The 21,162-nt window shown below is 70.6% G+C and carries 7 protein-coding genes and 2 pseudogenes; 4 read left to right on the top strand and 5 right to left on the bottom strand.

Going from position 1 to position 21,162, the window contains the following annotated elements:
• The first annotated feature begins 9 nt into the window (after positions 1 to 9).
• From ACIA1L_RS25935 to katG, 4 genes are all read left to right on the top strand, one after another.
• Positions 10 to 4,128: a SpoIIE family protein phosphatase gene (locus tag ACIA1L_RS25935; RefSeq protein ID WP_396075517.1), complete on the top strand. Its 4,119-nt coding sequence runs from the start codon at positions 10 to 12 to the stop codon at positions 4,126 to 4,128.
• A complete protein-coding gene (locus ACIA1L_RS25930) occupies positions 4,125 to 4,427 on the top strand; it encodes an STAS domain-containing protein (protein ID WP_396075516.1) in 303 nt (100 codons plus the stop codon). Before ACIA1L_RS25935 ends, ACIA1L_RS25930 begins: the two co-directional genes overlap by 4 nt.
• A 97-nt stretch (positions 4,428 to 4,524) precedes the next feature.
• Entirely contained in the window at positions 4,525 to 4,980 is a 456-nt protein-coding gene (locus ACIA1L_RS25925; RefSeq protein WP_396075515.1) for a Fur family transcriptional regulator, read from the top strand.
• Positions 4,977 to 7,253: a catalase/peroxidase HPI gene (katG, locus tag ACIA1L_RS25920; protein ID WP_396075514.1), complete on the top strand. Its 2,277-nt coding sequence runs from the start codon at positions 4,977 to 4,979 to the stop codon at positions 7,251 to 7,253. Before ACIA1L_RS25925 ends, katG begins: the two co-directional genes overlap by 4 nt.
• Before the next feature lie 54 nt (positions 7,254 to 7,307).
• Here katG and ACIA1L_RS25915 read toward each other — a convergent pair whose 3' ends face one another.
• The 5 genes and pseudogenes from ACIA1L_RS25915 to ACIA1L_RS25895 form a co-directional block, all read right to left on the bottom strand.
• Positions 7,308 to 8,477, bottom strand: coding sequence for an acyltransferase (locus ACIA1L_RS25915; protein WP_396075513.1), 1,170 nt, complete (start codon positions 8,475 to 8,477; stop codon positions 7,308 to 7,310).
• 292 nt (positions 8,478 to 8,769) lie between these two features.
• Positions 8,770 to 9,495, bottom strand: a complete 726-nt coding sequence (locus ACIA1L_RS25910; RefSeq protein ID WP_396075511.1) for a thioesterase II family protein — start codon at positions 9,493 to 9,495, stop codon at positions 8,770 to 8,772.
• Positions 9,492 to 10,757 (bottom strand): annotated as a pseudogene (locus tag ACIA1L_RS25905) (condensation domain-containing protein); the annotation flags it as partial. The gene ACIA1L_RS25910 and the pseudogene ACIA1L_RS25905, both read right to left, overlap by 4 nt.
• 84 nt (positions 10,758 to 10,841) lie before the next feature.
• Positions 10,842 to 19,808, bottom strand: a pseudogene (locus ACIA1L_RS25900) (MupA/Atu3671 family FMN-dependent luciferase-like monooxygenase); the annotation flags it as partial.
• Positions 19,805 to 21,025, bottom strand: coding sequence for an MFS transporter (locus tag ACIA1L_RS25895; protein WP_396075510.1), 1,221 nt, complete (start codon positions 21,023 to 21,025; stop codon positions 19,805 to 19,807). The pseudogene ACIA1L_RS25900 and the gene ACIA1L_RS25895, both read right to left, overlap by 4 nt.
• Positions 21,026 to 21,162 lie beyond the last annotated feature (137 nt).

The raw sequence follows: 21,162 nt of genomic DNA, 5'->3' as shown, positions 1-21,162 counted from the left end.
CGCGAGGCCATGAGTGGCGCTGAGCGTCAACCACAGACGGTGCCGGGTGCCGACGTGTTCACCGGCGAAGTCGGGCGGGATCTGGCCGCGGTGGCGTGGGAATCGACGCCGCTGGGCGTGCCGGCCGGGTGGCCGCAGAGTCTGCGGACCGCGGTCAGCATCCTCCTGTCGTCGCGGTTCCCGATGTGGATGGCCTGGGGACCTCAGCTGACCTTCTTCTGCAACGCCGCCTACCGACAGGGCACGTTGGGCCGCAAGTATCCGTGGGCGCTGGGTCGGCCGGCGAATGAGGTGTGGGCGGAGATCTGGGACGACATCGGCCCGCGGATCGAGACGGTGCTGTCCACCGGCGAGGCGACGTGGGACGAGGCCCTGCTGCTGTTCCTGGAGCGCTCCGGCTACACCGAGGAGAGCTACCACACCTTCTCCTACAGCCCGCTGCGCGACGATGACGCTGCTCTGGTCGGCATGTTGTGCGTGGTCAGCGAGGATACGGACCGGGTCATCGGCGAGCGGCGGATGGCGACGCTGCGCGATCTCGGCTCTGATCCCAGCGCCATCCGGACCGAGCAGGAGGTGCTGGCTTTCGCGGAAGCGCAGCTCGGCCGTAACCTGCGCGACCTGCCGTTCACGCTGACCTACCTGTTCGACGGCGACCGGGCTCGGCTCGCCGGTGCGACCGGCATCGCGGCGGATCATCCCGCCGCTCCCGCGACGCTGCAGGTCGGCGAGCCCGCGGTGTGGCCGACCACCGTGCCGGGCCGACCCCTGGTGCTGCCGCTCCCCGGCGACACCTTTGCCGATCTCCCGCCCGGGGACTGGCCGGAGCCCGCCACCCACGCGATGGTGGTGCCGCTGTTGCAGCAGGGCTCCGCACCGTACGGCTATCTGGTGGCGGCGGTGAACCGTTACCGGCCGCTGGACGACGGCTACCGCGGCTTCGTCGAGCTGGCCGCCGGGCATGTCGCTGCCGGGATCGCCAGCGCCCGCGGCTACGCGGCGCAGCAGCGCCGTGCGGAGGAGTTGGCCGAGCTCGACCGGGCGAAGACCGCCTTCTTTTCCAACATCAGCCACGAGTTCCGCACCCCACTCACGTTGATCATGGGTCCGGTGGAGGACCTGCTCACCCGGGTCGACGGGACGGATCCCGCGGTCCGCCAGGAGCTCGACGTCATTCAGCGCAACGGGTTGCGACTGGGCAAGCTGGTCAACACCCTGCTCGATTTCTCGCGGATCGAGGCCGGCCGGATGCAGGCCCGCTACGAGCCGTCGGATCTTGCGGCGGCAACCGGCGAGCTCGCCAGCGTGTTCCGTTCCGCGGTCGAACGCGCCTCCCTCAGCTTGGAAGTGGACTGCCCGCCGCTGCCGGAGCCGGTCTTCATCGACCGGGCCATGTGGGAGAAGGTGATTCTCAACCTGCTCAGCAACGCCCTCAAGTTCACGTTCGCCGGCGGGGTGCGGGTCGCCGCACGCGCCGACGGGCTGCACGCCGTGGTCACCGTGACGGACACGGGCATCGGCGTTCCCGCCGAGGAGATTCCCCGCCTGTTCGAGCGCTTCCACCGCATCGAGCACGCCCGGTCCCGGTCCAACGAGGGCAGTGGAATCGGGCTCGCCCTGGTCAAAGAGCTCGTCGAGATGCACGGCGGGAGCATCACCGCGGACAGCGTCGTGGGCGAGGGCACCACCTTCGTCATCCGGCTTCCGTTCGGCACCGAGCACCTGCCGGCCGGGGCGCTCGCTACGGCGGACCCTTCGGGCGGCTACGCGGCGGGCGCCACCCCGTACGTGCAGGAAGCCATGCGGTGGCTGCCCGACAGCGACCCGGCGGTGGCCGAGGACCCGCCGGTGCCGGCGGAACGCACGTCCGCCAACGTTCTGGTGGCTGACGACAACGCGGACATGCGGGATTACCTCACCCGGTTGCTGCGCTCGGCGGGGCATCGGGTGGAGCCGGTCGCCGACGGGCTGGCCGCGCTGGAGGCGACTCGGCTGCGCAACCCGGACCTGGTCGTCAGCGACGTCATGATGCCGCGCCTGGACGGCCTGCAACTCGTGGCCGCGCTGCGGGCCGACCCCCGGACCGCAAGCACGCCGGTGCTCCTGCTGTCGGCGCGCGCCGGCCAGGAAGCCTCCATCGAGGGCCTGGAGGCGGGCGCCGACGACTACCTGGTGAAGCCGTTCTCTTCCGCCGAGCTGTTGGCCCGGGTGCGGGCCAACGTGGAGCTCGCCCGGCTGCGCAACCATCACACCCGCTGGCGGACGGCGCTCATCGACTCGTTGCAGGAGGCGTTCTTCGTCTGCGACGAGGACGGCGCCATCATCGAGATCAACTCGACCTTCCACACCATCCTCGGGTACGGACCCGAAGGCCTGCCGTACCTTCCGGTGCATCCGTGGTGGCCGGACCAGGCCGCCGACCCCGAGGGACATCAGCAGGTCGTCGCCGCGTTCTCGATGCTGATGGGGCGGTCGCGTGGTGCGTACACGATCCCGGTGATTCACCGCGACGGGCACCGGCTGTGGGTGGCGGCTGCGTTCAGCCAGGTCGACGATCCGGCCACCGGTCGCCGGGTCGTGGTCGGCACGTTCCGCGACGTCACGGCCGAGCATTACGCCGTGCAGCGGGAGAGTGCGCTCGCTGCGGTGAGCGTGCGTCTGGCGCAGGCGGAGAGCCTGAATGGAGCGGTGCGGGGCATCCTGCCCGTCCTGCAGGATCTCTGGCAGGCGACCGACGTGTCCGCGACGGTGTTCGACGGCTCGCACACCCCGGTGGTCACGGCCACCGATGCCCAGGCACGGTGGGAGAACCTGCCGGAAGAGCACCGCGAAACCCTTTCTTCCGTACGCGAGAAGCCGCTTTTGCATCCAGTCGCCGCCCGGGCGGCCGGGGCGGGCATCGCGCTGGAGCATCCCGACGGCACGATGGTGTTGTGGGTGCAGCTGGCCGAGAATCGGCCGTTCACCGAGCAAGATCTGACGTTGCTGGCGTTGCTGGCCGGGCATCTGGGCCAGGGTCTGCACCGGGTGCACCAGATCGACCAGCAGCGGGAGACCGCACTCGCCCTGCAACGCGCGATTCTCGGTCCGGCCCAGCTGCCCGCCGGTTTCGCCGTGCGGTATTCCCCGGCGACCCGACCGCTGAAGGTCGGCGGCGACTGGTACGACACGGTGCCGCTGTCCGATGGCCGCATCGCCATCGTGGTCGGCGACTGTGTCGGTCATGGCCTGCAGGCAGCCACCGTCATGGGCCAGTTGCGCAGTGCCTGCCGCGCGTTGTTGTTGCAGAACACCGATCCGGCGCGGACGCTGACGGCGTTGGACCGATTCGCGGCTCAGCTGCCGGGCGCGATGTGCGCCACGGTCTTCTGCGGCATCCTCGACCCCGCCACCGGCCAGCTCAGCTATTCCAGTGCCGGGCACCCGCCCGCGCTCGTCACCCATGCCGACGGCACCACCGACCTGCTCGATCGGGGCCGCTCCCGACCGCTCGGCGTCCGGAGCCGGTCGGCGCGCACGGAGGCCCTCTATACCGTGCCCACCCGGGCCACCCTGTTGCTGTACACGGACGGGTTGGTGGAGCGCCGACGCCAGCCGCTGACTGCCGGCATCGACCGGGTGACCGCGGCAGTGCGCAAGGGTCGGTCCGCTCCGCTCGAGGAACTGGCCGGCGAGGTCATGGCTAGCATGGCGCCCGCCGGCGGGTACGACGACGACGTGGCGTTGCTGCTCTATCGGCATCCCGGGCCGTTGGAGCTCGACTTCCCCGCCGAGGCCACCCGTCTCGCCCCGGTGCGTTCGGCGTTGCGCGGCTGGTTGCGTCGCTGCGGGGTCGACACCACCACCGCGCAGAACGTGCTCGTGGCCGCCGGCGAGGCGTGCGCCAACGCCATCGAGCACGGCCACCGACACACTCCCGGCGGCCGGGTCCGGCTGCGAGCCGCCGCCACTGCCGCGCATCTGCACCTCACCATCACCGACAGCGGCCGGTGGAAGGCGCCGCAGCCCGCCGCCGATCCGCACCGGGGCCGTGGGCTCACGCTGATGCGGGCGCTGATGAGTGAAGTGACCGTGACGACGGGCGCCACCGGCACCGTCGTCGGCCTGCAGACGAGGATCTCCGGATGAGCATCGCGCTGACCTTCACCACCAGCCGCCGCGCGGACGCCACCGTGGTGCTGGCCGCGACGGGCGAGATCGACATGAGCAACGCCGAGGCGTTCTCGGCTGCCCTGGCCGCGGCGCGACAGGAAGCCGCGGGTGACCCCTTCATCGTCGACCTCACCCGGGTCGAGTACATCGACAGCGCCGGGCTCGCCGCGCTCTTCCCACATGTCGACCAGCTCCAGCTGCTCACCACCGGGTTGCTCGCGCCGGTGCTCACCGTGGCCGGGCTGGACGACCTGTTGACCATTCACGAGGAGTAAAACGGCCTCCCGACCCGGTCCGTTCGTGGTGAGGTGTCTGGGGGCACGCCAGCCTCTAAACTTGATTTATTCCAGACAAGCACCCTAGGCTTCGCCCGTGACGTCCGACTTCGAGGCTCAACTGCGGTCGGTTTCGCTGCGCGTGACCCGGCCGCGGTTGTCCGTGCTGGCCGCGTTGCAGGACCATCCGCACGTCGACACCGACACGGTGCTCGCGCTGGTCCGAGCCGAGCACCCCACGGTCTCCCACCAGACCGTCTACGACGTGCTGCGGGCACTCACCGACACCGGCCTCATCCGGCGCATCCAACCCGCCGGTGCGACCGCCCGCTACGAGTCCCGGGTGGCGGACAACCACCACCACATGGTGTGCCGTTCCTGCGGCACCATCGCCGACGTCGACTGCACGGTCGGCCACTCCCCCTGTCTCACCGCCGCAGACGACCACGGCTTCGAGGTCGACGAGGCGGAGGTCGTCTTCTGGGGCACCTGCCCCACCTGCGCGACCGACGCAAGCCCCAGTGATCCGAGCAGTTCGGAAGGAAACAGATGAGCGACACGCAGGACAACGCCCCCGCGAGTGCACAGGGCGTGGACCAGAAGGCTGCGGCCGGCTGCCCGGTCGCCCACGATTCGGTGACCGCGCAGGGCAGCGAAAGCGAAAACCCGGCGATCGACTCGCCGACCCCGAAGACCGGCGGTCGCCCGCGCACCAACCGGGACTGGTGGCCCAACCAGCTCGACCTGTCGGTGCTGCACGCCCACTCGGCCAAGGGCAACCCGCTGGGCGAGGACTTCAGCTATGCGAAGGAGTTCGCGAAGCTCGACGTCGAGGCCCTCAAGCGGGACATCACCGAAGTGCTGACCACCTCGCAGGAGTGGTGGCCGGCGGACTTCGGCCACTACGGCGGCCTGATGATCCGACTGAGCTGGCACGCGGCGGGCACCTACCGCATCCACGACGGCCGCGGCGGCGCCGGTGACGGCGGCCAGCGGTTCGCCCCGCTGAACAGCTGGCCGGACAACGCCAACCTCGACAAGGCCCGCCGCCTGCTCTGGCCGGTCAAGGCGAAGTACGGTCAGCAGATCTCCTGGGCCGACCTGCTGGTGCTCGCCGGCAACGTGGCGCTCGAGTCGATGGGCTTCAAGACCTTCGGCTTCGGCTTCGGCCGCGCAGACGTGTGGGAGCCCGAGGAGATCTTCTGGGGCCCGGAGGACACCTGGCTCGGCGACGAGCGCTACCTCGGCGACGCGAAGATGTCCGACGAGGTCGGCGCGACCGAGATGGGCCTCATCTACGTCAACCCCGAAGGCCCCAACGGCAACGCCGACCCGCTGGCCGCGGCCTGGTTCATCCGCGAGACCTTCGGCCGGATGGCGATGAACGACGAGGAGACCGTCGCGCTGATCGCCGGCGGCCACACCTTCGGCAAGGCGCATGGCGCCGCCCCGGCCGACGGCCACGTCGGCGCGGAGCCGGAAGGTGCCCCGCTGGAGTCGCAGGGCCTGGGCTGGCTGAGCACCCACGCCAGCGGCAAGGGCGGCGACACGATCACCAGCGGCCTCGAGGTCACCTGGACCGACAAGCCGACCCAGTGGAGCAACCGGTTCTTCGAGATCCTGTTCGGCTACGAATGGGAGCTCACCACCAGCCCCGGCGGCGCCAAGCAGTGGGTGGCGAAGGACGCCGACGCGATCATCCCGGACGCGCACGACCCGGCGAAGAAGCACAAGCCGACGATGCTCACCACCGACCTGTCGCTGCGCATCGACCCGGCGTACGAGAAGATTTCCCGCCGGTTCCTGGAGAACCCTGACGAGTTCGCGCTGGCCTTCGCCAAGGCCTGGTACAAGCTCCTGCACCGTGACATGGGTCCGGTCGCCCGATTCCTCGGACCGTGGGTCGCCGAGGCCCAGCTCTGGCAGGACCCGGTGCCGGCCGCCGACCAGCCGCTCGTCGGCGACGCCGACGTCGCCGCCCTCAAGGCGAAGGTGCTCGAGTCCGGGTTGAGCGTCGCCCAGCTGGTCTCGACCGCCTGGGCCTCCGCCGCGACCTTCCGCTCCACCGACAAGCGCGGCGGCGCCAACGGGGCCCGCATCCGCCTGGAGCCGCAGCGCAGCTGGGCGGTCAACCAGCCCGAGCAGCTCGCCACCGTGCTGACCGCCCTCGAGGGCATCCAGCAGGAGTTCAACGCGGCCGGCGGCGCGCAGATCTCGCTCGCCGACCTGATCGTGCTGGCCGGTTCCGCCGCGGTAGAGAAGGCGGCCCGCGACGGCGGCGCTGAAGTGACCGTCCGGTTCCGCCCGGGCCGTACGGACGCCACGGCCGAGCAGACCGACGCCGAATCGTTCCGGGTGCTGGAGCCGCGGGCTGACGGCTTCCGCAACTACCTGCGGGCGGGCGAGAAGACCCAGCCCGAGGTGCTGCTCATCGACCGGGCGTACATGCTCGATCTGACTGCCCCCGAGATGACCGCGCTCGTCGGCGGCCTGCGGGCCCTGGGCAACAACGTCGGCGGCAGCAAGCTCGGCGTGCTCACCGACCGGCCTGGCGTGCTCACCAACGACTTCTTCGTCAACCTGCTCTCCCCCGGCACCCGGTGGACGGCGTCGAAGTCCGAGGAGCACGGCTACGAGATCCGGGACGTAGCCACCGACGAGGTGAAGTGGACCGCCTCCGCAGTCGACCTCATCTTCGGCTCCAACTCCCAGCTGCGCGCCCTCGCCGAGGTGTACGCCAGCCAGGACGGCAGCGCCAAGTTCGTCACGGACTTCGTCGCCGCCTGGACCAAGGTCATGGAACTGGACCGCTTCGACCTGGTCTGACCACCGCACTGCGCCGAGCCCGGCCGATCTTCGGATCGGTCGGGCTCGGCTCAGTCAGGAGGCGGCGCCGACGCGGTGTTTCGCGGCTGTGGGCGCCACCAGTGCACGACCGGCCAGCGGGGGCGCTGCATGCCGGGAGGAGCGGACCGGCCACGGCCGCAGCCGGGGGCGACGACGGGCTGCCAGGTCCTCCACCCAGCCGAGCCCGAAAACGGTGGCCGTCAGCAGCGACAGCGCGATGCAGGTGAAGCCGAAGTACACCAGCGCGCCCCGACCGAGGTCCCACAGGCCGAGCCGGTCCCCGATCAGGATCGCCACCGTGATGACGACGTTGTGCCACAGATAGATGGTCACGGCCCGGTTGTTGAGGGCGGCCACCAGTTTCTGCACCAGCGGCATCCGACCCAGCCAGGCAAGGCTCGGGTTGAGTCGCAGGAGCGCCAGCACGAAGCCCATCGAGTACAGGGCGTGCGCCAGCGGGAAAGGCACCAGGTCCAAGCCGCCCGGCCCGGGATGTTCCACCACCCAGCCCAGGCCGAGCGCGGCGCAACCGACGGCCACCCCGGCCACCACGGCCGGGCGCAGCTTGCGCAGGTCACCGTCGCGGTGGGCGAAACCGAGCAGCCAGCACGGCAGGAACGTCAGCACGTATCCGACGGTCTGCACCGCGTTGTTGCCGTCCGCGATCTTCTCGCTGTGCAGCGCGGCCAGCACGATCAACGGCAGCAGGATCGTCAGCACCCGCTGTCGGCGATAGAGCCGCAGCAGCACCGGCGACAGCAAAACCAACCACAGGTACGTCGCCAGATACCAGAGCACTCCCGCGCCCTCGGCACCCACATCTCCGAAGCCGTGGCTGCTCGGCGGAGTCGCCAGCGGCACCACCCAGAGCAGGAAGTCCGGCCAGGCTGGGCGATGACCCCACCCGGCGACCAGCATCAGCGGCACCAGCACGGCGCTCATCACCCACACCGCCGGCAGCAGACGCCGAACCCGGCCGCGAATCACCTGCGCGCCGGCAGCCCGGTCCAGAGACCGGGCCATCAGCGACCCGCCAAGCGCAAACATGATGCCCATCGATGGAAACAGCAGCGCAAGGACGGTGTAGTGGAAGGCGTGATACGCCACCACCCGCACCATCGCCATAGCACGCAGCGTGTCGAAATAACGATCCCGCGCGGGCAACTCAGCGCTCGCCAACTCCGCCACCAGCGCTTCTCCCACGACCTTCGACCCGACACAGCGTTACTCAACGTATCCGCATTTGCCGGTCCCGCGGTGAGCCGAACGGCTGGAACAGGGCACTCTCCGGCTGGTCGAAAGGCAGAGTCAGAGCGCTGTCGCGACCATTCGCGGTACCCCGCTGCCGGGCGTACGGAATAGGACGCAGGACCGCGAAACGCCGGAAACGGCAGTGTTCGCGCCAGACCGCACGCACCAGGGCGATGACCGTTGCTGCGTACGGGCAGCAGCCGCGCGACCCGACCAGTCAGATCGACCCCTCACGCACTAGCCGTCAACCAGCCGGTCCGGGCGCCGTCGGTCCCAGCACGGAGTTGATCACCGCGACGATCTCCGCGGGTCGTTCGACGACCAGGAAATGGCCGGCGCCGGCGAGGGTTGTCCCGGCGACCGGACCGGCCATCAGTTCGGCCCATCGCGCTGCCTCGGCCGGGTCGGTGATCGGGTCCTCGCTGCCGACGAAGGCGGTGAGCGGGCAGGCCGGGCGCACCTCCCGCGGGCGAAACACATACTGCTCGTACTGCCGGAAGTCGGCGCGCACCCCGGCGGCGAAGTAGGCGACCAGATCCTCGTCGCCCAGCAGTTCCGGCGGGATGCCACCCAGCTCGGACAGCGCAGTGAGAAACTCCCGGTCCGGAAGCTCGTGCAGCACCGGATGACGGCGGCCGAGCTGCGGCGGGCGGCAGCCACCCACGAAGAACCACCGTGGCGGCGGCAGTGTTTCGGCCAGCCGGCACAGGAGCTCGTAGCCGAGCAGGCCGCCCATGCTGTGCCCGTACAGCGCCCAGGGTCCGTCGACGGCTGCGGTGATCCGGGTTGCCAGATCGGCCACCGCCGCCTCCCACGACGCGGAGGGCGGCTCGGCCACCCGGGAACCCTGTCCGGCCCGGTCCAGCGGGTGCAGCTCGATCCCCCGCCGCAGGTACGGCGACCAGCGCCCGAAGATCCGCGCGTCGCCACCGGCATGCGGCAGGCAGAACAACCGCACCGGCAGATTCACCGTACGCCCGGGGGTAGGCCCGGCTGCGTGCACATCCGGGTGAGGACAGCGGCGTACCGGGTGGTCCACTGGTCGGCGGTTGCGGGGTCGAGGCGGTCCAAGGGGAAGCCGAAGTAGCCGCCGAGGCCGTCGCCTTCCGGCACGAGACCGAACAACAGCGTGCCCCGGTCGGCGAGCGGTGGCAGTTCGGCCACCTCGGCGCGGACGCCGGGCAGGTGCAAGCTCAACTCCAGGGTGCTCTGATAGGCGAAGCTCATCGGCACGATCAGCGGCACTCCGTCACCGCGGTGGGCGGCCAGTGCTTCGTAGACCCAGGCCACCGGCACGAGGTTGTCGACGCCACTGCAGAGTGTTTCGGTGACCTGGTCGACCAGCGCGCCGAAGCTGGCTGACTGACCCGCGCGGACCCGCAGCAGCATCGGCGTCGAGGTGATGGCCAGCAGACCCTCGTGTGCCCGGTCGTCCCGGTTGGCGTACGGCACGGACAGCGTCACGTCGTCCTGGCCGGTCAATTCGTCGAGGAACACCCCGAACGCGGCCAGCGTCACGGCGAACACCGTCGTGCCGCGGTCTCGGGCCAGTTCCCGGGCTGCCGCTACTGCCTCGGTGGGCAGCGTGAACCTGTGCAGCGCACCCCGCCCGGTCGGCACGTCCGGCGCCGGTTGGTCGAACGGCAGCGCCAAGCCCAGCGGCGCCCCGGCAAGCTCGTCCCGCCAGTACGCCAGCCGCCGGTCGCGGGTCTCGTCGTCCCACCGGGTGCGCTGCCAACGGGCGTACTCGGCGGGTTGCGTGGCGGCCGGCAGGTCGACAGTGCGTCCGGCGCGGGCCGCGGCATATGCCTCGCCCAGCTCACGCAGCAGCACCGTCATTGCCCAGCCGTCGCAGGCGATGTGGTGCAGGACGAGGGCGAGCCACCACCGCTGGTTCGGGCGGCGGATCAGCAGCGCCCGGATCGGATCCTCGTGGTCCAGCCGGAACGCGGGCCGCAGCAGGTCCCGACAAGCTTCGTCGGCGGCCTCGGTCGCGGTATGCGTCACGACCGGCAGGGGCACCGGCGCAGCGGCGAGGATGCGCTGTGTCCAGCCCGCCTCGTCGCAGACCAGCCGGGTACGCAGCCCGGCATGTCGGGCGCGTACCGCGTCGAGGGCGGCGGCGAGGGCCGACTCGTCGAGGTCGCCGTCGAGCTCCAGCCGAAGGCCGAGGTTCCAGGCGCCGGACTCGCCGGTGGCCGCACCGACCTGGACCATGCGTTCCTGCGCAAAGGTCAGCGGTGCCTGGGCCACCTCGACGGGGGGCACGCTGGTTTCGGCCGGATCGGTGAGCCCGGCGGCGCGCAGCCGCTCGGTCATACCGCGGATCGTCGGTGCCTGGAACAACGACAGCACGGGATAGTCGACGCCGGTGGCTTCCCGAACCCGGTTCAGCAGCCGCATGGCTTTCACCGAGTCCCCGCCCAGCGCGAAGAACGACGCGTCCACCGGCACCTCGGCGGGCTCCCGATCAAGCTCGGCACACCACATCACCTGCACGCTGTGCTCGAGCCGACCCGGCACCGTCGCCGCGATCCCTGCCGAAACTGCCGGCGCCGCCACGGGACCCGCCACGTCGCCCGGCCGAACGGTCGGGAGCGCGGAGCGGTCCAGCTTGCCGTTGGCGGAGAGCGGCAGGGCGTCCAGCACGGCCCAGGCGGCCGGCATCAAGTATCCGGGCAGCGTCTGCGCCAGCGCACCGGCGATCCGTTCGGCGAATCCGTTCCGGTCCGATTCGCCGGCAGGCACCACGTAGGCGGCCAGATAGGCGGCACCGTCGCGGTCGCGCGGGGCGGTCACCGCAGCGTCGGCAACGTCAGCGAGCGCCCGCAGCGCTGCGGTCACCTCGCCCGGCTCGACCCGGAAACCTCGAATCTTGACCTGGTCGTCGAGCCGGCCGAGGAACTGCAACCGCCCGCGCGCCGCCCAACGCACCAGATCGCCGGTGCGGTAGAACCGGTCCCCCACCTCGTCCGTGACGAAACGCTCCGCGGTCAACTCGGGCCGGTTCAGATAGCCGAGGGCCACGCCGGCCCCACCGACGAACAGCTCGCCGGCAGCACCCACCGGGACCGGATGACCGTGGGCGTCGAGGATCCGCAGCCGGGTGTTGTCCACCGGGGTGCCGATCGGCAGCGGCACCAGTGCGGCAGCCCAGCCGTCGACGTGTTGGGCCACGCACACGACTGTCGTCTCGGTCGGGCCATAGATGTTGAGCACTCGGTACGGCAGGTCGGTGCGCGGCCGTACCCGCAGCTGGTCGCCGCCCAAAGCGAGGTGCCGCAGCGGTGGCTGTGCAGCGGGCGGCAGTGCGAGCACTGCCTCCCCGAGCGGCGTCGGCAGGACGGCCACGGTCGCGCCGGCGCTGCGCAGCCAGCGGGCCAACGCTGCCGGGTCGAGCCGGACGTGGTCGTCGGCGATGGTGAGGCTCGCCCCGGCCACCAGGGCGGGCCACAGTTCCAGCACGGACGCGTCGAAACTCTGACCGCACACCACCGCCACCCGGTCGTCGGGGCTGAGGCTGGTCGTGCCGGCAAACCATTGGCATAGGTTGCGCACACTGCGCCGGGAAACCACCACGCCCTTGGGCTGCCCGGTGGAACCCGACGTGTATATCACGTAGCAGGCGGCGTCGGGATCGCCCGCAGGCGACGGCGCCACCGGTCCGGCGTGGGCGTGCACGTCCGGCGCAAGCTCGCCAGGACCGTGCCCGAGCACCACCCGGGCACCGCTGTCGGCAAGCAGGAATTGCGTTCGGGCCGGCGTGAGGTCCGGGTCGATCGGCAGATAGGCGACTCCGGACCGCAGCACCGCGAGCATCGCCACCACCAGGTCCGGCGAACGCGGCAGCCGCAGCGCCACCACCTCACCCGCTCCGGCACCAGCCTCCCGCAGCTGCTCGGCCAGGCGGTGCGCCGCGGCGTCGAGCTGACCGTACGTCAGCACCGCGCCGCCCCCGATGACCGCGATCCGGTGCGGGGTCGCCGCCGCATGCCGGGCCACCGCATCCGCCGGGCATTCCGCCGGAATCGGCCGCTGCGGTCCACTCCCCCACACGTCGACCTGCGCTGCGTCCGCACCATCCAGTTCGGACAGTGCCGACAACCTGGACCCAGGATTGCGTACGGCCGCAGCCAGCATCGCCACCAGGTACCGCACCAGGCGCTCCGCCGTTGCCTCGTCGAACAGGTCGGCGTTGTACTCCAGTCGGCAGTCGATCCCCGTCGACCGGTTCGTCAGATAGAGCCCCAGATCCACCACAGCCCGGTCGGCGCCGGCGTCGAGCGTCGTCGCCTCGATATCCGGCAGGTCCAGCCGGAAGGCCAGTTCACTCTCAAACTCGGCGAGCACCTGGAAGACCGGGTGACGGGCCGGATCCCGGTCGGTGACCACGGCGCGGACCACCGTCTCGAACGGCGCTGCGGCATGGTCGAAGGCGGTGAGGGCGGTCTCGCGTACCCGGGAAAGCAGGTGGGTGAAGGCCGGATCACCGGCCAGGTCGAGCCGCAGCGCCAAGGTGTTGAGGAAGAAGCCGACGTGGTCTTCCGCACCGGTGGGACGGTCACTGATCGGTGTGCCGATCACCAGCTCGTCCTGGCCGGCAAACCGGCGCAGCGTCGCGGCGAAACCACTGAGCAGCACCATGAACGGCGTAACCCGGTGGGCGTTGCCCAGCGCCCGAACCGCCGCGGTCAGCTCCGCCCCGAGCGGCTGGGACACGCTGCGCCCGCGTGACGTCAACACGGGCGGACGCGGCCGGTCGGTGGGCAACGCGAGCACCGGAAGCTCCCCGGCGAGCTGGTTGCGCCAATACGCCACATCCGCCTCAACCCGGCCGTCGTCCAGCGCGGCGATCTGGTCCCGCACGACATCCGCGTACGTCCGCAGCGGGGCCGGCGGCGGCGGAGTGCCGTCGCGCAGCGACCGGTACAGGCTGGACAGGTCTCGGGTGAGCACCCGCGCGGACACCGCGTCGACGACGATGTGGTGGAACGACAGCACCAACAGGTGTTCTTGCTCGGCGCACCGCAACAGCCGGGTGACGAACAGCGGGCCGGTGCTCAGGTCGAAGACCCGCGCGCTCTCCTCGGCCAGCACAACGCGGGCCAGCTCCGCCCGGTCCCGGCCGGGATGCTCCTCGATGGTGAACGCGGCGGCGGACGGCGGTTGCACAAGCTGCACCGGTTCGCCGTCGGTGTCGCGGAACACCGTTCGCAACGCCGCGTGTCGGGCCACCAGCCCGTCGAGCGCACCCCGCAGCGCATCCACATCCAGGGGGCCGTCCAACTGCACCGCGGCAGGCTCGTTGTAGGTGGTGCGGCCCGGGAACATTCGGTCCAGCAACCACATCCGTCGCGGCCCCGGTGCGACCGGCAACTCCTGCGGAGCGGCGTGCTGCCACCGCTCCCGCAGTCGATTCAGCTCCGGCAGCCCGGCATGCAAGCGCTCCGATGCGACGCCGAAGTCCACCAGCGCCGCGATTTCGTCCACGCCGGCCGCGCGCAGCGACTCCACCATCGCATCGCAGCCCTCAACCGTCCCGATCAGCGCACGCGAGTCGCAGTACCGCTCGTACGCCCGCTCGAAGACGTAGTCCAAGTCGTCGGTGTGCGCCGCATCCACATCCAGCTTCACGCCGAGACTGTTCGCCACCTGCCCGAACAGCGACAACGACGACCGCATGTACCGGCGCAACGGCTCGTACGCCTCCCGCCGGGCTTGCGCGGCATCCGGGCCCAGATAAGCGTGCACCAGCACCACAACCCGCCCGGCCGCCGGATCCAAACCGTGCGCATCCCGGGTTTTGCGATACAGCGCAATGTTCGCGGCGAGCTGGTCGACGGACTGACTCATCAGGTTCGTCACGATGCCGAGGTCCTGCTCGGCGGCGAGCTGGAACGACTCGGGTCGACCCACGACCGCGGTGAACATCGGCGGCGCTTCCTGCACCGGCCGCGGATAGATCCGAACCGGCACCTGCTCCCCGGCGCCGTTCCGACGCAGGACTTCGTCGCCGCGCCACAACTTGCGCACCTCGTCCAGGTGCTCGTACATGGCTTCGCGATGCCGCCCGAACCGCTCCGGCGCCAACACGAAATCGTTGGCGTGCCAGCCCGATGCGCACCCGATGCCGACCCGGCCGCCGGAAAGATTGTCCACCATGGACCATTCCTCAGCGACCCTGATCGGATCGTGCAGCGGCAGCACCACCGAACCGGCATTCAACCGGATCCGACTCGTCTGCTGGGCGAGCGCGGCCGCCAGCACGACCGGGTTGGGGAACAAGCCGCCGAACGAGTGGAAGTGCCGCTCCGGCAGCCACACCGAATGAAAACCCTGCTCGTCCGCAAACTTCGTGGCATCCACAAGGCACTGGTAGCCTTCGGCGGCCGCGGCTTCCGGATAGTCGCCGAAGAAGTACAAGCTGAAATCGGTGCCCGTCGTCTCGGGCTCAGCCTTCCGCACCGGCGCCGCGACCTGCACCGGGCGAGGTCCCCCGAAGAAACCGCCGGAGCGCAGATCGCGCAGCGATTCCTGCACCGCGTCCACCACAAACTCGACGTCGGCGTCCGAGTGGGCCGTCGAGAGGAAGAAGTTGCGCCACTCCCAGACGTACACGCTGCGGGAAAGGAGCTGGTGGTAGAGCAACTCCAGGTCGGCGCGGTGCTCGAAACGGAACAGCGAGCCGAAGTGCCCCACCCGCAGCGGGAACTCCTCCTCGACAAAGAACCGGTTCAACGTCTCCGCCAGTGCGTCGGTGCGCGCGTTCAACCGTTCCTGCAACCCCGGACCCTGCTCGGTCAGGTGGGTCAAGACCGCCCGGGCAGCCACCATCGACAGCGGATGCTGGATATACGTCCCACCGAAGAACGTCGTCTCGCGGGGCGGGCGGCTGTCGTCACCGTACTGCCAGAAGCCGCCGTCGATTCCGTCCATGATGTCCGCCCGACCCGCGACAGCACCGATCGGAAAGCCACTACCGAGCGCTTTACCGTACGTGGCGAGGTCCGGGACGACACCGAACATGCCGGCTGCCCCCCGGGGATGCGGCCGCAGCCCGGTCAGCATCTCATCGAACATCAACACCGCGCCGTGCCGCCGGGTGATCTCCCGCAGCGACCGCAGGAACTCGCCCGGACGCAGCGACGGACGCCTACTCTGGATCGGCTCCACCAGCACGGCAGCCAACCGGTCACCCAAAGCGTCGATCGCCGCCAAGCTCTCCGGCTTGTCATAGTCCAGCACGACCAGATCGGCGACCGCACCCGCCGGAATTCCGGTGGACACCGGCACGGTCACCCGCTCACCACCCGCCCCGACCGACCGGCCCAGCACATTGTCGGCATGCCCGTGGTACGAGCCGTGGAACATCACCACGGTGCTCCGGCCGGTCGCGGCGCGCGCCAACCGAATCGCCGCCGAGTTCGCCTCCGTCCCCGAATTCGCGAACGCCACCCGCTCCTGCCCGACCAGCTCCGCCAACAACAGCGCAGCCTCGCCGGTGTCGACACCCCGCGGTCCCAAGCGCAGACCGCGAGACAGATGCTCCCGAACCGCCTCGGTCACGAACTCCGGCTCGTGCCCGAACATCAACGTGCCGAAGCCCATGGTGATGTCGACGTACCGGTTACCGTCCACGTCCTCGAGCCACGAGCCCTGCGCCCGCTCGCCCGCGATCGGATACAACATCTCCTTGGTGCCGCTGCGGAACCCGACCACGGCCCGACTGTCGGCCAGCACCCGCCGATACCGCTGCGTGATCTCCTTCGACGCAGCGGTCCGCGCCACCAGCCGTCCCTGCAACTCCGCAACGTGCCGGCGCTGCTCCGCACTGCGATCCACCGCAGCCGCGACGACCACCCGCGGACCGTGCACGACAGGCTGTTCGCTGTCCGCCGCAACACTCCCGCTGTCGACGCCTCCACCGCCGCTCGGTGCGCCGCGGGAGATGTCCGGGGCGTCACCATCGCTTCGTCGTCCTAGGAGGCTAGGCATCATGGTGGCCGAGCTGCCCGACGTGGCCGAGCTGGCCGACACGGCCGAGCTAGCCGACACGGCCGAGCTAGCCGACACGGCCGAGCTAGCCGACACGGCCGAGCTAGCCGACACGGCCGGGCTAGCCGACGCAGCCGAGCTAGCCGACTTCGCCGGAATGTCAGACACCGCTGGCGGGGCGACGACGATCGGACTTTCCGAAAATGCCGGGCCAACAGAGGCCGCAGGGATAGCAGAGACCGCAGGGGTCGCACGGGCTGAAGGAGCAAAAGCAGGAGCAGAGGCCGGGGCCGAAGCTGGAACAGACGCCGGAGCCGGAGCCGGAGCCGGAACCGGTGCAGGAGCTGGGGCGGTGCGCGAGGCGAGGAGCGCGGCGAGCTGGTGTGGGGTGCCGCCGTCGTCGAAGAGTTCGCGCATGGTGATGCGTACACCGAATTCGGTTTCCAGCTCGCGCAGCACGTTGATCATGGTGAGGGAGTCGGCGCCGAGGTCGAGGAAGGCTGCTTCGGGTTGGACGTCGGCGAGGGTGCAGCCGAGCTGGCGCGCGGTCAGGTCGCGTACGCGGGCGACGATTTCGTCCGTCCTGCTGTCCGTCTGCACGGCCTTGGTCTCCTCGCTAGGGTCGGCGCTCAGTGCCGGGTTTTCGTCCAGTCGCACCGGTTCGGGTCCATCCCAGTGCTGCCGATGCTGGAATGGGTAGTGCGGCAGCGGGATCCGGCCGCCGCCGCAGTCGGCTAGGAGGGTGGCCCATTCCAGTTCGGTCCCGGCGACGTGGAGGTGGGCGATGGCTCGGTCCAAAGTGGTCAGTTCTGCACCGGGTCGTTGGGAGTTGATGCCCGGCAGGCCGAGGTTGGCTCGGACCAGTCCGGTCAGGGTGGCGTCGGGGCCGATCTCGAGCAGCGGGGCTGACAGGCTGCCGAGGGTGGTGAGGACCAGGTCGAAGCGGACGGGGTCGCGGGCGTGGCGGACCAGGTAGCCCGGGTCGATCTGGTGGCCGATCGGGAACACCGTGCCGTCCAGGCCGCTGACCAGGGGCGTACGCAAGGGGTGCAGGGTGACCGCCGCCGCGGCTTGCCGCAGTGGTTCGAGGATCGGGTCGAGCAGCGTCGAGTGGAAGGCGCGGTCGACGGTGAGCCGCCGCCAGCGCAACCCACGGTTGTCGGCTGCGGCGCAGGCCCGGTCGACGGCCGCCGCTGGGCCGCTGAGGACCCGGTTGGCGGGCCCGTTCACGGCGGCGACTTCGAGGCGGGGATGCTCGGCGAGCAGCGCCGCGACCTCGTCTTCCGCGGCGAGGACGGCGATCATGCCGCCCGGGGCGGTCCGGTGGCGCATCAGTCGGCCGCGCTCGTGCGTGAGGCGCAACCCGTCGGCCAGCGACAACGCTCCGGCCGCGTGCAGAGCGGCGAACTCGCCGACGCTGTGCCCGGCCGCGACGGCGGGCAGGACGCCGAGGGAACCCCAGAGAGCCGCGAGCGCGACTTGGTAGGCGTAGAGCGCCGGCTGGGCTACATCTGTGCCGTCGAGCGCACTGTCCAGTAGCGACTCGCCGCCGAGTTCCCGGTAGTGCTGCTCGCACTCGTCCAGGACGGCCCGGAATGCCGGGAAGCGCTGGTAGAGCGGCCGGCCGGCGCCGGGCCGAAGTGCGCCCTGCCCGGCGTATAGGAAGGCCGGGGCGGCAGCGGAGAGCACCGGGCCACCGGAGAGCACCGGGCTGGAGAGAGCCGGAGCGGGATCCGCAGCGAGGAAGGTGTCGAGTGCATCCGCCAGCGCTGCCGGAGTGGTGCCGAGCGCGACCAGCCGGTGCCGAAGGTGCGGGCGGCCCAGCGCCAGGGTGGTGGCGAGGTCGGCAAGGCCGAGGTCAGGGTCGGTCCGGAGCCGGTCACGGACGTCGGCAGCGAGCTGGCTCAGCGCTTCGGGATGCCGGGCGGACAGCGGCAGCAGGCCCGGTGCGGGCGCTGAACCGGCTGACACGGCGGCGCGGGCACCCGCTTCCTCCAGGACGACGTGCACGTTGGTGCCGCCTACGCCCAGCGAGGTGACGGCCGCGCGTCGGGGCGCGGCACCCGCGGGCCACGGACGAGCCGTGGTGGGCACATAGAACGGACTGCCGGCCAGGTTGAGTGCCGGATTCGGCCGCCGGAACCCGGTGAGCGGTGGGATGACCCTGTGCTGCAACACGAGCACCGCTTTGACGAGGCCGGCGAGGCCGGCGCAGGCGTCGAGGTGGCCGATGTTCGGTTTCGACGAGCCGAGGGCACAGAATTCGGTCGCGTCCGTGTGCTGCCGGAACGCTGCCTGGGCCGCGTCGAATTCGATCGGGTCGCCTTTGAGGGTGCCGGTGCCGTGCGTCTCGAGGTAGCCGACGGTCTCCGGGGACACGCCAGCCCGCTCGTACGCCAGCTGCAGCGCGGCCTGCTGTCCGGCAGCGCTCGGGGCGAGGTAGCTGCGTTTGGCATCGCCGTCGTTGTTGATGCCGCAGCCGAGGATCACCGCGTGCACGGTGTCGCGGTCGGCGAGTGCCCGGTCGAGCCGTTTCAGCACGACCGCGACGACGCCGTTGCCGCCAACCGTTCCGTCGGCGTCGGCGTCGAAGGCCCGGCATTCGCCGGACCGCGACAGGATGGAGCCTTTGACGTAGCGGTAGCCGAGCACCTGTGGAAGGTGCACCGCCGAGGCTCCGGCCACGGCGACGTCCGCGTCGCCGGTGAGCAGGGCCTGCCCGGCCAGGTGGACGGCGACGAGCCCGGTGGAGCAGCCGGTCTGCACGCCCATCGCGGGGCCGGTCAGTCCCAGCCGGTACGCCGCGCGGGTCGCCATGAAGTCCGGGTTGTTGCCGATGGAGATCTGCAGCCCGGCGACCGGGTCACCGTCGGGGGGTGTCAGGTTGTTCCGCAGGTAGTTGTGGAGCGGATAGAGGTGGTAGCCGGTTCCGGCGTAGACGCCGATGCGGATCTGCGGCGCGGGTCGGGCGTACCCGGCGTCTTCGAGGGCGTGGTGGCAGGTTTCGAGGAAGAGCCGGTGCTGCGGGTCGGTGATCCGCGCTTCCTGCGGGCTGATGCCGAAGAACTCGTGGTCGAATCCGCTGACGTCGCCCAGGACCGCGCTGGCGCCGACGAAGTCCGGTGCGGACCGGATGTCGGCGGGGATGCCGGCGGCGGCCAGCTCCCGGTCGCTGAAGCGGCGGACGCTCGACACACCATCGTGGATGTTCTGCCAGTACTGTGCGCTGGTGCTGGCGCCCGGCAGGTGGAAGGCCAGCCCGATCACGGCCAGTCGCTGGTCGGTCATGACACGGGCAGCGGCTCGGCGGGCCGTCGACGCCGGCGCAGGGCCAGGACGCCGAGGAAGATCAGGGCGAGAGCGACAGCCGTGCCGTGGAAGGTGGCGACGACGGCCAGCGGGCTGCTGCGTTCCAGGAGCGCGGCGCTGAGCACCATGCCCGTACCGAAGCCGATGTTCTCCACCATGGCGGAAAACCCGAAGACGTAGCCGCGATGCACGTCGGGGGCGGCTTGCAGGCGTGAGGTGTACGCGATTTCGGTGAATCCGTCGGCGATCCCCGCCACCACTGCGATGAGCACACCGAGAATGAGCGGCGGCGTGGTGAAGGCGAGGATGAAGGCGCCGGACATGAGGGCGGCGCCCAGGCCGAAGGCCCATTCGCTGACCGACCGGGCGCCGCGGCTCAGCCAGCGGGCGACGACGCGTTGGGCCACGATGTTCCCGACCGCCCACGAGGTCCAGAACTGGGCCATGAACGTGGCGGGGTGCGCCGGGTCGAGCGTGCTGGACAGCACCGGCAGGCCGACGTTGTGCGCTGCGGAGCCGAAGCCGTCGATCGCCCGCAGCGCGATCATCGCGAGCAGGATCGGGGTGCCGCGGAGAAAGCCGATCGCCAGCCGCTGCGCGGTGAGCAGACCGGGCGGGGTTTCGGCGTCGGGTGCGGGCGCCTCGCGAGTGGTCAGTGGGAGCCGAACGAGGTTGACGGCCGAGAACAGGAAGGTGGCGGCGTCGATGAGCAGCGCGGCGGTGAAGCCGAGGGTGGAGACGACCAGGCCGGCGGAGGCGAAGCCGGCGACCATGGCGATCGAGCGGCCGGTGACGAGCAGGGCGTTCGCGCGGATGCGCTGGTCGGGGCCGACGATGGCGGGGACGCTGCTGCGCAGGGCGACCGCGGAGAGGGTGCCGCAGGCGCCGGTGACGACCGCGACGCCGTACAGGAGGGAGCTTTGCAGGGCGACCGGCGCCGCGACCAGACCCGCGAGCGCAACGGCCTGGGTGAGGTCCGCACCGACCATGAGGCGCTTGCGGTCCAGGCGGGAGACGAGACCGCCGGCGAGCAGCCCGGCGACGAAACTGGTCGCGAGGCGCAGCGCCATGAACAGGCCGGTCTGCAGCGCGCTGCCGGTCAGGTGGAAGGCGAACAGGCTCAGCGCCACCATGCTGAGGAAGCTGCCGTACGACGACACGGCGTTGCCCACCGTCAAGAGCCGGAAGTTCCGCACAGCTGTCCCCCTCCCCCAGGCTCTATTGAGGACCCGTCCCCGGTCCGCAGGGACCCTACGAGAATGTCGATCTTCGCCGCAAGTATCGATGCGGAACTACGCAACTGCAGGTGAGAGGCCGGGCAGTGGTCGATGTA

The sequence above is a fragment of the Actinoplanes sp. NPDC051859 genome, from assembly GCF_044452725.1.
In the GTDB taxonomy this organism is placed as follows: domain Bacteria; phylum Actinomycetota; class Actinomycetes; order Mycobacteriales; family Micromonosporaceae; genus Actinoplanes.
The sequence above is the reverse complement of the archived record's forward strand: the minus strand, read 5'-3'. Positions and strand labels throughout refer to the sequence as shown.